The 16,044-nt window shown below is 59.6% G+C and carries 10 protein-coding genes, 1 tRNA gene and 1 pseudogene; 9 read left to right on the top strand and 3 right to left on the bottom strand.

Annotation, left to right across the window (positions count from 1 at the left end):
- Window positions 1-275: 275 nt before the first annotated feature.
- The 7 genes and pseudogenes from uca to AB7M32_RS11390 all read left to right on the top strand — a co-directional run bounded on the left by uca (window position 276) and on the right by AB7M32_RS11390 (window position 9,052).
- Window positions 276-3,917 (top strand): urea carboxylase, encoded by a 3,642-nt coding sequence (gene uca, locus AB7M32_RS11420; RefSeq protein ID WP_454249953.1) that lies wholly within the window; start codon window positions 276-278, stop codon window positions 3,915-3,917.
- A 22-nt stretch (window positions 3,918-3,939) separates the two neighbouring features.
- Entirely contained in the window at window positions 3,940-5,718 is a 1,779-nt protein-coding gene (gene atzF, locus AB7M32_RS11415; protein ID WP_454249952.1) for an allophanate hydrolase, read from the top strand.
- A gap of 344 nt (window positions 5,719-6,062) precedes the next feature.
- Window positions 6,063-6,680, top strand: a pseudogene (locus tag AB7M32_RS11410) (GGDEF domain-containing protein); the annotation flags it as partial.
- A complete protein-coding gene (locus tag AB7M32_RS11405) occupies window positions 6,673-6,891 on the top strand; it encodes a cysteine-rich CWC family protein (protein ID WP_072409966.1) in 219 nt (72 codons plus the stop codon). The pseudogene AB7M32_RS11410 and the gene AB7M32_RS11405, both read left to right, overlap by 8 nt.
- A gap of 35 nt (window positions 6,892-6,926) precedes the next feature.
- Window positions 6,927-7,619, top strand: coding sequence for a pseudouridine synthase (locus tag AB7M32_RS11400; protein WP_454249951.1), 693 nt, complete (start codon window positions 6,927-6,929; stop codon window positions 7,617-7,619).
- A gap of 310 nt (window positions 7,620-7,929) precedes the next feature.
- Window positions 7,930-8,814, top strand: a complete 885-nt coding sequence (locus tag AB7M32_RS11395) for an alpha/beta fold hydrolase (RefSeq protein ID WP_454249950.1) — start codon at window positions 7,930-7,932, stop codon at window positions 8,812-8,814.
- A gap of 164 nt (window positions 8,815-8,978) precedes the next feature.
- Window positions 8,979-9,052 (top strand) — tRNA-Gly (locus AB7M32_RS11390).
- A 556-nt stretch (window positions 9,053-9,608) separates the two neighbouring features.
- Here AB7M32_RS11390 and AB7M32_RS11385 read toward each other — a convergent pair.
- On the bottom strand, window positions 9,609-9,803 hold the full coding sequence (locus tag AB7M32_RS11385) for a hypothetical protein (RefSeq protein WP_454249949.1): 195 nt from the start codon (window positions 9,801-9,803) through the stop codon (window positions 9,609-9,611).
- Between the two features lie 458 nt (window positions 9,804-10,261).
- On the opposite strand from AB7M32_RS11385, the gene AB7M32_RS11380 reads away from it, so the two are divergent.
- Window positions 10,262-10,561 (top strand): DUF3077 domain-containing protein, encoded by a 300-nt coding sequence (locus tag AB7M32_RS11380; protein ID WP_454249948.1) that lies wholly within the window; start codon window positions 10,262-10,264, stop codon window positions 10,559-10,561.
- Between the two features lie 121 nt (window positions 10,562-10,682).
- On the opposite strand, the gene AB7M32_RS11375 is transcribed toward AB7M32_RS11380, so the two are convergent.
- Window positions 10,683-11,159, bottom strand: coding sequence for an Lrp/AsnC family transcriptional regulator (locus AB7M32_RS11375; protein ID WP_072409974.1), 477 nt, complete (start codon window positions 11,157-11,159; stop codon window positions 10,683-10,685).
- A gap of 145 nt (window positions 11,160-11,304) precedes the next feature.
- Here AB7M32_RS11375 and AB7M32_RS11370 point away from each other — a divergent pair, with 145 nt between their 5' ends.
- Window positions 11,305-11,934, top strand: a complete 630-nt coding sequence (locus AB7M32_RS11370; RefSeq protein WP_454249947.1) for a LysE family translocator — start codon at window positions 11,305-11,307, stop codon at window positions 11,932-11,934.
- 247 nt (window positions 11,935-12,181) lie between these two features.
- Here the strand turns inward: AB7M32_RS11370 and AB7M32_RS11365 are convergent, their stop codons facing one another.
- Window positions 12,182-15,967 carry a beta strand repeat-containing protein gene (locus AB7M32_RS11365; protein ID WP_454249946.1) on the bottom strand — a complete coding sequence of 1,262 codons (3,786 nt, stop codon included), beginning with the start codon at window positions 15,965-15,967 and terminating at the stop codon, window positions 12,182-12,184.
- Between the last annotated feature and the right edge of the window lie 77 nt (window positions 15,968-16,044).

The raw sequence follows: 16,044 nt of genomic DNA, 5'->3' as shown, positions 1-16,044 counted from the left end.
TGCCAGAGCCGGTCGGGGCAGTGCATCAAATAAACACAGATTCATGAACACCCTCAATGCCCTGTGGGAGCGGGCTTGCTCGCGAAAGCGGTGGATCAGTTGGCGGCGATGTCGGATGTGCCGATGTCTTCGCGAGCAAGCCCGCTCCCACAGGTATCAATGGTGCTTTTGAACTTGATTATTTCGCCGCCAGGGACGACCCCGGCGGCCATCGAAAACTGCGGGACGGCCCGCATCCCAGTTCAGGCAGCACGCAAGCCTGAGGGGGCAATGCCATGTTCGAAAAAATCCTCATCGCCAACCGTGGCGCCATCGCCTGCCGCATCCTGCGGACCCTGCGCGAACTGAAAGTCCAAGGCGTCGCGGTGTATTCCCAAGCCGACGCCGCCAGCCTGCATATCTTGCAAGCCGACGAAGCCCACAGCCTGGGCGAAGGCGCGGCGGCCAATACGTATCTGGCGGTGGACAAACTCCTGGCGATCGCCAAAAGCAGCGGCGCGACGGCGATTCATCCCGGCTACGGTTTTCTCTCGGAAAACGCAGCCTTCGCCGAAGCCTGCGAAGCGGCCGGGATCGCCTTCATTGGTCCGACGCCACAACAACTGCGCGTGTTCGGCCTCAAGCACACCGCCCGCGACCTGGCGCGGCAACACGGCGTGCCGCTGCTCGAAGGCACCGAACTGCTCGACAGCCTCGACGCCGCATTGTTGGCCGGCACCCGGATCGGTTATCCGGTGATGCTCAAAAGTACCGCCGGCGGTGGCGGCATCGGCATGCGCGTGTGCCGCAGCGCCGCCGAGCTGAGCGAATCCTTCGAAGCGGTCAAGCGCCTGGGCCAGAACAACTTCAGCGACGCCGGAGTATTCATCGAGAAGTACATCGAACGCGCGCGGCATCTGGAAGTACAGGTGTTCGGCGACGGCCAGGGCCAGGTGATCGCCTTGGGCGTGCGCGACTGCTCGGTGCAGCGGCGCAACCAGAAAGTCCTCGAGGAAACTCCGGCGCCCAACCTGCCCGAGGGCATGGCTGACGAACTCTGCGCAGCAGCGATCCAACTGGCCCAGGCCGTGAACTACCGCAGCGCCGGCACCGTGGAGTTCGTGTTCGACAGCGACGCCGGGCGCTTTTACTTTCTGGAAGTGAACACCCGTCTACAAGTGGAGCATGGCGTCACCGAGCAGGTGTGGGGCGTGGACCTGGTGCGCTGGATGGTGCAACTGGCTGCCGGAGACCTGCCGCCGCTGAACGAGTTGAGCGAGGGTTTAAAAGCCGAGGGCCACGCGATTCAGGCGCGCCTGTACGCCGAAGATCCAGGCCGGGATTTCCAACCGAGCCCAGGGCTTTTGACCGCCGTGAAATTCCCGGACGCCGACGGCAAACGGCTACGCATCGACACCTGGGTCGAGGCCGGTTGCCAGATCCCGCCCTACTTCGATCCGATGATCGCCAAGGTCATTCGCTGGGCGCCAACCCGCGAGCAAGCGCGCCTGGGCCTTTATCAAGCATTGGATGAAAGCCTGCTATACGGCGTCGAAACCAATCGCGACTACCTGCAACAGATTCTTCTCGATGCACCGTTTGCCAACGGCCAGCCCTGGACCCGCTGCCTGGACGCGTTGGTCTACCGTGCCCACACCGTTGAAGTGCTCAGCCCCGGCACCCAGACCAGCGTCCAGGACTATCCCGGCCGCCTCGGTTATTGGGCGGTAGGTGTGCCACCGTCGGGGCCGATGGACAGCCGTTCGTTACGCCTGGGCAATCGCCTGCTGGGCAACGAAGAAGGTGCGGCGGCATTGGAAATCACCATGAACGGGCCGTTGCTGCGTTTCAACTGCGATGCCCGGGTGGCGGTGACCGGTGCGGTGGTTGCCCTCACGCTCGACGGTGAAGCCGTCCCGATGAACACCCCGTTGTCGATCGCTGCCGGCGCCACCCTCGCCATCGGCAACATTTCTGGTGCCGGGGCACGCAGCTACCTGTGCCTGCAAGGTGGCGTACAAGTACCGGATTACCTGGGCAGTAAAAGCACCTTTACCCTCGGTCAGTTCGGCGGCCATGGCGGACGGGCGTTGTGCACCGGCGATGTGTTGCACCTGGCGCCGCTGGAGGAGCACACGCCCCCGGCACCAACCAGCGCGCCGATCCTGGAACTGCCGAGCGTGCGCCAGATCCGTGTGATCTACGGCCCCCACGGCGCGCCCGAATACTTCACCGAACGCTACATCCAGACGTTCTTCGACACCGCCTGGGAAGTGCACTTCAACTCCAGCCGCACCGGCGTCCGACTGATCGGGCCGAAACCTGAATGGGTTCGCGCCGACGGCGGCGAGGCCGGGCTGCATCCTTCCAACATCCATGACAATCCCTACGCCATCGGCGCTGTGGACTTCACCGGCGACATGCCCGTCATCCTCGGCCCCGACGGCCCGAGCCTGGGCGGTTTCGTCTGCCCGGTGACGGTGATCGAAGCGGATCTCTGGCAGTTGGGGCAGCTCAAGGCGGGGGACAAGGTGCGCTTCGTGCCGGTGGATATATCGACCGCCCGCTCACTGGCCGTGAAATGGGATCAGTGTGGGAGCGAGCTTGCTCGCGATAGCGGTCAGTCAGTGACTTCGATGTTGGATGTCCCGCCGCTATCGCGAGCAAGCTCGCTCCCACAGGGGATGGTGTCGCCTGTGGTATTGGATATCGGGCAGGACGATAACCGGATGGTGGCGAGATTAGCCGGCGACACTCATCTGCTGCTGGAAATCGGCGCCCCCGAACTGGACCTGGTGCTGCGCTTTCGTGCCCATGCCTTGATGCAGGCGTTGGAACACAAACAACTGCACGGTGTGATCGACCTGACGCCGGGCATTCGCTCACTGCAAGTGCATTACCAACCCGAGCAATTGTCCCTGGCCGATCTACTGGCCATCGTTTCCGGGGAATGGGATGCCGTGTGCGCCGCGCAGGATCTGCAAGTGCCGTCGCGCATCGTTCACCTGCCGCTGTCCTGGGATGATCCGGCCTGTCAACTGGCCATCGAGAAATACATGACCACGGTGCGCAAGGACGCACCCTGGTGCCCGAGCAACCTGGAGTTCATCCGACGCATCAACGACCTGCCCAACCTCGACGAGGTGCAACGCACCGTGTTTGACGCCAGCTACCTGGTCATGGGTCTGGGGGACGTCTACCTCGGCGCACCGGTCGCCACTCCATTGGACCCACGGCATCGGCTGGTGACCACCAAATACAACCCGGCCCGGACCTGGACCGCGGAAAACTCGGTGGGCATCGGCGGCGCCTACATGTGCGTGTACGGCATGGAAGGCCCGGGCGGCTATCAGTTCGTCGGGCGCACGTTGCAGATGTGGAATCGTTATCGAGACGTCGCCGCATTCGACGGCAAGCCCTGGCTGCTGCGGTTTTTCGACCAGATCCGCTTCTACCCGGTCAGCGCCGATGAACTGTTGCGCATCCGCCGGGACTTCCCGCTGGGCCGCTTCGACGTGGAGATCGAGCATAGCCAGCTCAATCTCGCTGACTACCAGCGTTTCCTGGCGCAGGAGGCTGACAGCATCGCCGCGTTCCGCCGCCAGCAACAAGGCGCCTTCGACGCCGAGCGCGAGCGTTGGATCGCCAGTGGCCAGGCGCACTTCGACAGTGAAGAACCGTCTATCGCGCCGAGCGAAGATGCGCAGTTGACTGACGGTCAACTGAGCGTCGACAGCCACATCGCTGGCAACCTCTGGCAAGTGCAGGTCGACGTTGGCACGCGGGTGGCCGCCGGTGATGTGCTGGTCATCCTGGAGTCGATGAAGATGGAAATCCCGGTGCTTGCGCCCTCGGCCGGCGTGGTGCGCGAGGTGCGCGTGCAGCCCGGTTCGGCGGTGCGCGCCGGACAGCGCGTCGTGGTGCTGGAACGTGACTGAACTCAATCAAAGGATTAACCCCATGAACCTTTCGCTTCGCTTGGACGACCTGCGCAATGCCTACCGCAGCGGCGAACTGACGCCTCGCAAATTGCTGTTGGACCTGCGGGAAAAAGCCGCGGCGCTGAACCCGGACTATCACCTGTTCATCCACCTGCTGACGGTCGAGGAACTGGAGCCCTACCTGGCCGCGTTGGAAGGCCGCGACCTGGAGAGCCTGCCGCTGTACGGCGTACCTTTTGCCATCAAGGACAACATCGACCTGGCCGGCATTCCGACCACGGCAGCCTGCCCGGCGTTTGCCTATGTGCCGCCACGTTCGGCGACCATCGTCGAGCAGTTGCTGGCACTGGGCGCGATCCCCCTGGGCAAGACCAACCTCGACCAATTCGCCACCGGGCTCAATGGCACTCGCTCGCCCTACGGCGCCTGCCGCAACAGCGTGTTGCCCGACTATCCGGCCGGTGGTTCGAGCGCTGGCTCGTCGCTGGCCGTGGCCTTGGGCGTGGCAAGTTTTGCCTTGGGCACTGATACCGCCGGCTCCGGACGGGTGCCAGCTGCGCTGAACAACCTGGTGGGCTTGAAAGCCACCCTGGGGTTGATCTCCACGGCGGGCGTGGTCCCGGCCTGTCGCACGCTGGACTGCGTCACGACCTTCACGGCGACCGCAAAGGAAGCCAGCCAGCTGCTGGCGCTGACGGCCCGTCGAGACCCTCGTGACGACTACAGCCGCCACAACCCACAGTGGAACGATGGCGCCGCGTTCGGCGCGCCGCGGCGCTTTCGCTTCGGCGTACCTCGTCAGCAGGACCTGGCGTTTTTCGGCTGCCCTGAAGGTCCGCACCTGTTTCTGGATGCCATCGAGCGACTCGAATGTCTGGGCGGCGAAGCCGTGGAACTGGACCTGTCGCCGTTCCTGGAAGCCGCTCGACTGCTTTATGAAGGCCCGTGGGTGGTCGAACGCTACAGCGTTGCCGGCCCATTGATGGAGCGCGAGCCCGACGCCGTCCTACCCGTCATCCGTGCCGTATTGGCGAAAGCACCTACGGTGGATGGCGTACAAACCTTCCGCGCCCGCTACCGTCTGCAAGCACTCAAAGCCCAATGCGACCGGGCCATGGACGCACTTGATTGCGTACTCACACCGACCACCGGCCGGCCAGTGACCCTCGCCGAACTGGCTGCCGAACCGGTGCTACGCAACTCGGAACTGGGTTACTACACCAATTTCATGAACCTGCTGGACTACGCCGCCGTCGCCGTGCCCAGCGCGTTCATGGCCAACGGTTTGCCCTGGGGTGTAACGCTGTTCGGTCGAGCGTTCACCGATCAATACCTCTTGAGCCTGGCCGATGCCTTGCAGCGTCAACAGGACAAGACCTTGCCCGTGCCCGCCCACCCGGCGCGCCACGACCGGGCACGGCTGGTCGTGTGCGGCGCACACCTGGACGGGTTGGCGCTGAACTGGCAGCTCAAGCAACGCGGTGCCCGGCTGATCGAGGCCACCCAAAGCTCGCCGGACTACCGCCTCCATGCCTTGGCCGGCGGCCCACCCCTGCGCCCCGGCATGCTTCGGGTCAGTGAAGGTGGTGTGGCGATCGAGGTCGAGGTCTGGGAACTGCCAAGCAGCGAACTGGGTTCGTTCCTGACCGGCATTCCTGCACCGTTGGGGCTGGGCAAGGTGCAACTGGCCGATGGGCGCTGGGAAAGCGGATTCATCTGTGAGTCGTATGGCCTGGTGGGCGCTCAGGACATCAGCCATCTGGGGGGATGGCGGGCTTATCTAACGACCCTTGAGTAAACACTGCCCTGTGGCGAGGGGATTTATCCCCGCTGGGCCGCGAAGCGGCCCCAATGCACTCTGTCTGATACACCGCGCTGTCAGGTATTGGGGCTGCTGCGCAGCCCAGCGGGGATAAATCCCCTCGCCACAATCTTGCAAACCTGCAAATTCGACTGTCTTTTCCCACAAGGCCACTAAACTGACTCCATTGGGTCCTAGCCAAGGGAATCGCCATGTCGCTTCGTTCGCCGTTGTATTCCCAGCGCAAGCCGCTGCTGGTCGTGGTGGCGTTGCTTGGTACAAGCTTCCTGATCATTTCATTGTTGGGCTATTACGCAGCCCATACCTCGATACGCGATCACATTCTCAAGACGCTGTACGTGAACCTGCTGGTCGGCCTGCTCGTGACGCTGGCGGTCCTGGCCATTTTTTATCGGCTGATCAACAACTACCAGCAACGCATCGACGCCCAGGCCACCCTCGACAGCCTGACCGAGCTGCCGAACCGCCGTGGTTTCGACCTGCTGGCCGTGCAAGCCCTGCACGAAGCCCAGCGCGAGCCCAGGCCCTTGACGGCGCTGCTGGTGGAATTGGACGACTTCAAGCGGCTGGACACCGCTCACGGTCATATCGCCACCGATCAACTGTTGACCGGGTTCGCCCGCAGCCTGACTGAGAGCCTGCGGCATTCGGACATCGTCTGTCGCTGGAGCGCCGAAGCCTTTGTCGTCCTGCTCAAGGACACCGACGGACAGACCGGTCTGAAAATCGCCGAGAAAATTCGTCAGCACATCGAAAAGCAACGCTATTTCTGCAGTGGTAAACAATTGCTGGTCACCGTCAGCCTCGGCCTCACCACCTTGCAGGACAAAGACACCTTGCACAGCTTGCTGTCGCGGACCGATCATGCGTTGCAACGCGCTCGGCAGACCGGGCGCAACCGAACCTGCGTGGACATGCCTCACTCCAGTTATGAATAAACCCAATCTTTGCCCGGCCTGCGGCGGCACCAACGACTGCACCCTGGCCGATCCACGAACCGCCGACCGGGCCTGCTGGTGTTATGGCGTGAGCATCGACCCGGCGGTGCTTGAAGCATTGCCGGCCGAACTGCGTGATCAGTCCTGCCTGTGCCCACGCTGCGCCCAGGTCCAAGCCCAGTTGCGCGCCAAGCCCCAGCCGATCGCGTAAGATGCCCACCCTCCGCTGCCCTGCCTGAACTGCCCATGCGCGTCGACCGTTTTCTCAGCAATCTGCCGCGATTCAATCGCCAACAGGTGCGCCTGTTGCTGGTGGAACGCCGGGTGCGAATCGACGGCCAGACCGTCAACGATCCCCATGCACCGGTACGTGAATTCAGTCGCGTCGAAGTCGACGACGAAGTGCTGCAAGCCGGCCGACCGGCGCGCTACTTCATGCTGCACAAGCCGCCCGGCTGCGTCAGTGCCACTCGCGATCCGCAACACCCCACCGTCCTCGACTGGCTGGACGAACCGGACAAGGACGACCTGCACATCGCCGGGCGCCTGGATTTCAACACCACCGGGCTGATGCTGATCACCAATGACGGCAGCTGGTCGCGGCGCCTGACCCAACCGCAGACCAAGCTGCCCAAGGTCTACTACATCGAAACCGAGCAAACCATCACGGCCGAATACGCCGACATCTTCGCCCGAGGCCTGTATTTCGCCTTCGAAGACCTCACCACCCAGCCAGCCGAGCTGACGTTGCTGGGGCCGAAATCAGCGCGACTGAGCATCGTTGAAGGGCGCTATCACCAGGTCAAGCGCATGTTCGGCCACTTCGACAACAAGGTGCTGCGCCTGCACCGAGAATGCATGGGGCCACTGCTGCTGGACGCCAGCCTCGAGCCCGGTCAGTACCGCGCCTTGACGCCTGAGGAAGTCAGCCTGATCTGAGTCGATGACCGTCGGGCAGAAGTGTCGAACAATTTTCCGACAGGTACTTGCGCAACGGTCGCCCCCCTGCTTGAATCAAACCGTCGGCCGAAATGTGACCGATGAGTCACCACATACTTCCAAGAAACTTTTTGCCGGCGGGAACCCTCAGGTTCCGCCTTGTCCGCCCGGCAAACTGCCCGCCATAACAACACCCGTCGACCGTCTTCCTTGGATCGACATGGGCCTTATCTTCCAGGCGTATGCCTACCTGTCACATTGCCCGTGCAATCTCATTGCGCGCATACCCGCTTGCCAGGAGTCTTATGACATGAGGCCAGAAATCGCTGTGCTGGATATACAGGGTCAGTATCGGGTTTACACGGAGTTCTATCGCGCAGACGCCGCACAAAAGACCATCATTCTGGTCAACGGCTCGATGGCCACCACTGCGTCGTTTGCACAGACCACCAAAAACCTCTACCCGCAATTCAATGTCGTGCTGTACGACCAGCCCTACGCGGGCAAGTCCAAAGCTCACAATCGTCACGAGAAAATGCTGACGAAGGAGATCGAAGGGCAGATCCTCCTGGAGCTGATCGACCACTTCGCCGCCGAGCACGTGCTGTCGTTTTCCTGGGGCGGTGCCGCCACACTGAGCGCCCTCGCCCATCGGCCAAGGCGCATCGAAAAAGCGGTGATCAGCTCGTTCTCACCGGTGCTCAATGCGCCGATGCGCGACTACCTGGAACGCGGCGTGGATTACCTGGGCAGCCTGGACGGCGACCGGGTCGGGCACTTGGTCAACAGCACCATCGGCAAGCATCTGCCGCCGCTGTTCAAGCGCTTCAACTATCGCCACGTCAGCAGCCTGGCCGAACATGAGTACGGGCAGATGCATTTTCATATCAGCGATGTGCTCCACAGCGACCGGCTGTGCTACGTGAACGCGGCGAAAAAAATCAACGTGCCGGTGCTGTTCCTGAACGGCGAATGGGACGAGTACACCGCAGCCGCTGACGCCAAGCTTTTTGCCGAGCATGTGCAGCACAGCAGCTTCAGCACATTGCAAGCCACCGGGCACTTCCTGGACATGGAACACAAAGCCGCCTGCCGCGACAGCCGCAACGCTTTACTGGACTTCCTGAAACCAACCCACCACGAAAGTCGACCACGCTACAACTACGTGCAGGGCTACCATGCACTGGCTATCTGAAACCGAGTCCTCGCGAGCAAGCCCCACCCTGCGCTTTTTGGCAAATGGGGCTTGCCCGCGAACGACCGCTCTGGTTTGAGCCTTGCATAGACGAGTGACCTCGCCGTACGTAAAGAAAAACTTCAAATCCGTGGCCACATCTGGTACAAAGTCAGCCGCTCTGAGCGGGTGTCGTATAATGGCATTACTCCAGCTTCCCAAGCTGATAACGAGGGTTCGATTCCCTTCACCCGCTCCAATCGAATTCTGGTCCCCTTTCGTATGTTTTTTGACGGGGGGATTAAAAAACCGGCCCATGGTGGCCGGTTTTTTTATGGCTGATATTCGGGGAAGTGTGAGGTGATTTCCGAGCGTAGATAGAGGGCTCCCCGTCTACGTCCAAAATAAATACGTCTCCATTTCCACACCCTCGATGTCATCGAGGAAGCCCCCTCTTGCAAGCCGAATACGCCTTGAACCGGCTACCGCTAGGCACCGCCGAAAAAAGGTACTTCAGCTATAGAGCATCAAACATGCTTAGCGACAAAAGCGACGACGACAAATACGGTCAGAGCGAACGCTGCACCGATGCTGAACGGCAACCACGTAACGCGAAATGTGGTCGGGGCCGGGCGCCTCATTTCTTCTGCCAAAGCCTCTACCTCTCGATGCAATTGCTCAATGCTTGCTTGATGACTTCGATGTGTGGACATGTCTTTTTTCTCCTCCGAGATCGCGAGGCTCTGCTGGGTCTGTGAAACATTTCCAGCAATCCTGAACCGTGTGACTCTTGACGCATTGTCGCGAACCAGTATTCAGATCTTAATCCAAACACTCGTAAAGGCGACAATGGCGGTCACTACTCCAGCTCCTACTGCGTATGGATACCAGAAAGCTTCGTGCTTCAGCTTCGTTTCTTCAGCCGTAAGCTTGCGAGTCTCAGCCAATAACTTTCGGGTTTCGACCAGTAGTTTATCGAGCTCTAAATTATCGCGGTCGTTCTGAAGCATTGATCATCCTTCCAGGGTTTAAGCCATCGCCCTAAGCGTCGCTTTCTGCGCAACCGGCAAAATCTGTCGGACGTCAATCGCAATGCCAATCGAATAGTCCGTAGGGAGCACTATTTCCTATCTGCGCAGTTGTAGATAGCGGGCGGTTCCTCCTGAATTTGTAGGCAAACTCAGAGAGTTGCGTACGCCCCGGGAAATTTGTAGGCAGAATCCGAAAACTGCGTAGGGGGTGCGCTTACCTTACTTTTTGGCGAGTTTTCGCCTTGCCGCCCTTGTCCTTCGATGGCTACTCTCCAGACGTCGCTGCAAATCAGCGATCGGGCTTGGGAACCCGTGAGTCATGCAACCGCGCTTCACGGGAGCTAGACAATGCGTACCTCGCAGCAAAACAGATCATTTTTAAACCAGCCAAATCTCAGGCCTCGAATTTACTGCTTCTCGATCAACGGAGGCAGACCATGAACGAAAACACTGAGCTCAAAACCATCGGCTACACCCCCTTCAACTATTCCGCTGATCGAGCACTGTTCCGAGTCAACGGCGGCGTTCCCAGCCAAGAAGCATTGGAACGAGCATCGGATCTTTTGCATCTGGCTCACCGGCTTGCCGAAGACGCGGCGTTTGAGAAGAGCACCGACCGCTACGCCTGGGCTGCGCATTTTTTGTTGGAGATGAGCAAGGCAGTAATTGATGACGTTGTGAAAGTCATTACGCCTAGATCGGAAGTTGAAGTTAGAAAAAAAGCCGAGAAACAATAGATAGACCGTACGTTTGAGAATGGGAGCCGCAGACTCCCACCTAACGACAAACCAAAGAGCCCCGGCGTTTTTCGCAGCGGGGCTTTTTGTATGTTGGCTGCCTACTTGTGTCGTTCATTGCTCAGCCGCCAGGCAAATGCCCCAACGGCAACGCCCCCGGCGTCTTCACCGTATGAATCGCAAAATTGCTCCGGATGTCACTTATGCCCGGCAGCTTCAACAAATGCCCGGTGACGAACCGGTCATAGGCGCGCAAGTCCGGCACCACGACTTGCAACAAAAAATCCGACTCGCCTGACACCAGGAACGCCGAAATCACTTCCGGCAATGCCGTGACCGCCTGGCGAAATGCTTCGGCTCGTTCGTCGTTGTGCCGTTCCACCTTGACCCCGACAAAAATCGTCAGCCCGAGGCCCACTTCGTCGCGGTCGAGGACGGCTTGATAGCCGCGAATCACTCCGGCTTCTTCGAGCATCCGCACGCGGCGCAGGCACGGGGAGGCGGACAGGCCGATTTCTTCGGCCAGTTGCACGTTGCTCAGGCGACCGTCGCGTTGCAGCGCGGCGAGGATTTTGCGGTCGAAGGCGTCGAGTTTCATGGATTGGCATTTTCCGATTCAATGGGGCTAATACCTGGCAGATTATGCCAATTTCATAAGCCTTAGAAGCTGACTTCGCAACCACCTGCCCTGCCCCTCGGCCCTAGACTGGCACGACCGAATCGTCGATGAAGGGAGGTGTGGCATGGCAGAGCTCTGGTTGTTCCTGATGGCCTTGATGGTGGCGTATGTGCTGCCTGGGCCGGACATGATTCTGTTGCTGCAAACCGGTGCCCGTCAGGGCAAGGGCGCGGCGCTGGCGACGGCGGTGGGCTTGGGCGTTGCCCGGGGATGTCATGTCGCGCTGGCCGCATTGGGGCTTTCGGCATTGTTCAAGACTGCGCCCTGGACCTTCGACGCGGTACGCCTAGCCGGGGCTGCCTATTTGTTATGGATCGGTTTTCAATGCCTAAGGACCACGTTGTTGCCGAGTTTTGAAGGAGCCGGTATCGAGGCCGGAAAGCGGCGTTGGTATCAGGCGATTCGGCGGGGGCTGCTAACCAATTTGCTTAACCCTAAGGCGCTGCTGTTTTGCTCGGTGCTGTTGCCGCAATTCATCGATCCACAGGGCGGACCGGTGTTGGGACAGTTTGCGACCCTGGGTGTGGTGTTGGTCAGCGTGGGCTTGGCGTTTGATAGCGCCTATGCACTGGTAGGTGTCGCGCTTGGGCGCTGGCTTCAACGCTCCCCTTCGGCCCAGCGTGTTCAGCAATGGTTGTTTGGGAGTCTTTTGATTGGGTTTGCGGTGCGGCTGACGTTTGTGCAGCAGGCCTAGTGCTTGTGGATAAGCTGGTCGGACGGACACCTGGAGCGAACCGGGGGCTGCTACGCAGCCCAGCGGGAGCAAGCTCCCTCACCACGTGGCATTATTCGGCGAGTGCAGGGTTGAAAACTTTTGCCCGGCTCAAGCAATACCGGGCAAAAGCGACACATTCAAGAATGTTTATGAAAGCGTGATTGCCATTGAATGCATTTCCCTACCGTGACCAGTATGAAGCGGCAAGAAACGCCGGCTCAGCTGTTTAGGAAAACAGATCATTGGCATGTTCCTTAATGCCCACCAGACTGACGAGCTGCATATCCGCTGTCTGGATCTGTTCGATGGTGTCGTAACCTGCAAACCAATCCTGGAGGCGCACACCTTCTTGCGGTGTCTGTCCCGGAGTGAAACTTGATCGGTGCAGATAGAGGTCATCACCGATGCGATCAGCCAACAGTTCATCGCTACCAATATAGGACAAAATCAATTTGTCGCCGCTGCTGATGCCGTCGTCCTGAATCGTCACTAACTTTGGAGTATCGATGGTGTAGATATCGTCACCCTCACCACCGTTAGCAAAACCGCCAGTCTGCAATATCAGTCTGTCATCCCCCTGACCTCCTGACAGTGAAAAGCCCACGCCTCTACCGGTCAGCAGGTCGTTGCCTTCCCCCCCATCAGCCATGCCATGTATCACAGTGATCGTGTCACTTCCGGCCTCGCCGTAGGCCTGAGTACCCTCGTCGCTGGCAGCCGTGACGATGGTGTCGTTGCCGCCGCCGCCGTACAAGATGTCTGCCTGCGGCCCATTCGCCGAGCTATCGACTTTGAAAGGTTCTATCCACGAAGTCAGCCCACCATAGAGGAAATCATTGCCATCCCCGCCGTCGATGACGTCGTTGCCCAATCCCCCCTCCAGGTAATTGACACCCGCGTCTCCAACCAAGACATCGTTGAAATGACTACCCAACACGTGTTCGATGTTGAGCAATACATCACCTTCGGCATCGCCACCTTGATTGATTTGAGTCTGCAAGTTGATCGAGACGCCTGTTGTGCTTGTAATGTAAAAAGCACTGTCGAAACCTGCGCGACCATCGATGACATCTGCCCCGGCTCCACCAATGAAGATCTCCTTCAGACCAGAGCCTGATAGCGTGTCGTTAAAATTGCTGCCTTGAAAAAACTCAATGTTGGCGTAGGTGTGGCCAGCAGCCTCCCCTATGTCAGTGCCGTTGGTCAGGTCGATCGTCACCCCGCTGTCAGACTGTTCATAAGTGACTAGATCCACGCCACCCGCGCCATCTTCCATCATGGAGGAACTACCGCCATAGAAAACGTCGTTGAAATTCGATCCCCTGATCACCTCGATACCGGTATAGGTATCACCTGCCGCGGTCCCGGAATACACACCCGTCTTGAGGTTGAAGGTCATGGCTTCTTGGCTGTCGAGATAGCTCGCTATGTCATAGCCAACACCGCCGATAAACTGATCCGCTCCCGCGCCTCCGTACAATGTGTCGTTACCCGAACCGCCGATGAGCTGATCCGCGCCCGCGCCACCGTACAGTGTGTCGCTGCCCGAACCGCCGGTGATGATGTTGTCGCTGTCGTTGCCGTAACCGATGAATGCGCCAGTGCCAACGTAGGTCAGGCGCTCGACGTTTGCCGCCAGGATCGTGCCGTTGGCATTGATCACCGACACGCGGACTTCATCGTTGCCGCCACCGGCCTGTTCGATGATGTAGGGGGTCAGCCCCAGATTGATGTTGTAGATGTCGTCGCCAGCCCCCCCTTCCAGCCGTACCGTTGGGGCTACGGTGTACGGGCCAGCGGAGAGTACGTCGTTGAAGGCGGAGCCTATGACGGTTTCGACATTCGCTAAAATGGTGCCTTCGGCATCTCCGCCCGTTCCTGCGGTTCCCGTCCCGGTACGGATATCGACGTTTACCCCCGCAGTCGAGCCCGAGTAGTCAACCGTGTCGATTCCGGCACCGCCGTCGAAATCCATACCGCTACCATCGCCAACGAACCTGTCGTTGAAATTCGATCCTCTGATCGCCTCGATACCGGTGTAGGTATCACCTGTCGCAATCCCGGTATGCACGCCCGTCTTGAGGTTGATGGTCACAGCTTCTTTGCTATCGATATACCCCGCTACGTCGTAGCCAACTCCGCCGATGAACTGATCCGCTCCCCCTCCGCCGTGCAGTGTGTCGTTACCCGAACCGCCGGTAATGATGTTGTCGCTGTCGTTGCCATAACCGATGAATGCGCCAGTGCCAACGTAGGTCAGGCGCTCGACGTTTGCCGCCAGGACCGTGCCGTTGGCATTGATCACCGACACGCGGACTTCATCGTTGCCACCACCGGCCTGTTCGATGATGTAGGGGGTCAGCCCTAGATTGATGTTGTAGACATCGTCGCCAGCCCCCCCTTCCAGCCGTACCGTTGGGGCCACGGTGTACGGGCCAGCGGAGAGTACGTCGTTGAAGGCGGAGCCTATGACGGTTTCGACATTCGCTAAAATGGTGCCTTCGGCATCTCCACCCGTTCCTGCGGTTCCCGTCCCGGTACGGATATCGACGTTTACCCCCGCAGTCGAGCCCGAGTAGTCAACCGTGTCGATCCCGGCACCGCCGTCGAAATCCATACCGCTACCATCGCCAACGAACCTGTCGTTGAAATTCGATCCTCTGATCGCCTCGATACCGGTGTAGGTATCACCTGTCGCAATCCCGGTATGCACGCCCGTCCTGAGGTTGATGGTCACAGCTTCTTTGCTATCGATATACCCCGCTACGTCGTAGCCAACTCCGCCGATGAACTGATCCGCTCCCCCTCCGCCGTGCAGTGTGTCGTTACCCGAACCGCCGGTAATGATGTTGTCGCTGTCGTTGCCATAACCGGTGAATGCGCCAGTGCCAACGTAGGTCAGGCGCTCGACGTTTGCCGCCAGGACCGTGCCGTTGGCATTGATCACCGACACGCGGACTTCATCGTTGCCACCACCGGCCTGTTCGATGATGTAGGGGGTCAGCCCTAGATTGATGTTGTAGATATCGTCGCCAGCCCCCCCTTCCAGCCGTACCGTTGGGGCCACGGTGTACGGGCCAGCGGAGAGTACGTCGTTGAAGGCAGAGCCTATGACGGTTTCGACATTCGCTAAAATGGTGCCTTCGGCATCTCCGCCCGTTCCCGCGGTTCCCGTCCCGGTACGGATATCGACGTTTACCCCCGCAGTCGAGCCCGAGTAGTCAACCGTGTCGATTCCGGCACCGCCGTCGAAATCCATACCGCTACCATCGCCAACGAACGTGTCGTTGAAATTCGATCCTCTGATCGCCTCGATACCGGTGTAGGTATCACCTGCCGCGATCCCGGTATGCACACCCGTCTTGAGATTGATGGTCACAGCTTCTTTGCTGTCGGTATAACCCGCTATGTCATACCCGGCACCGCCGATGAACTGATCCGCTCCCGCGCCACCGTACAGTGTGTCGTTACCCGAACCGCCAGTAATGATGTTGTCGCTGTCGTTGCCATAACCGGTGAATGCGCCAGTGCCGACGTAGGTCAGGCGCTCGACGTTTGCCGCCAGGACCGTGCCGTTGGCATTGATCACCGACACGCGGACTTCATCGTTGCCGCCACCGGCCTGTTCGATGATGTAGGGGGTCAGCCCCAGATTGATGTTGTAGATGTCGTCGCCAGCCCCCCCTTCCAGCCGTACCGTTGGGATTACGGTGTACGGGCCAGAGGAGAGCACGTCGTTGAAGGCAGAGCCTATGACGGTTTCGATACCAATGAGCGTATCCCCCTCTGCATCGCCACCCCGTCCAACAAGTCCAGTTCCCTGGCGCAAATCTATACTGACACCTTCAGTCGATGCCGAATAATCAACAGTATCTATACCAGCACCGCCATCAATTTTGTCTGCGCCAGCGGTGCCCTTGATTACATCGTTCCCGCCCAGGGCGTTGATCTCATCATCCCCTGCGGTGCCAATTAGTGCATCTGCGCCAGCTGTTCCATTGATAACGGCCATTTTTCTTCCCTGCTTAAGGATGGTAGAGGAGGTTTCGTAAAATCAGTGTTTGTTTACAAAACTGAGGCAAGAAATCT

It is taken from the genome of Pseudomonas sp. R151218B TE3479 (assembly GCF_053629195.1).
The sequence above is the reverse complement of the archived record's forward strand: the minus strand, read 5'-3'. Positions and strand labels throughout refer to the sequence as shown.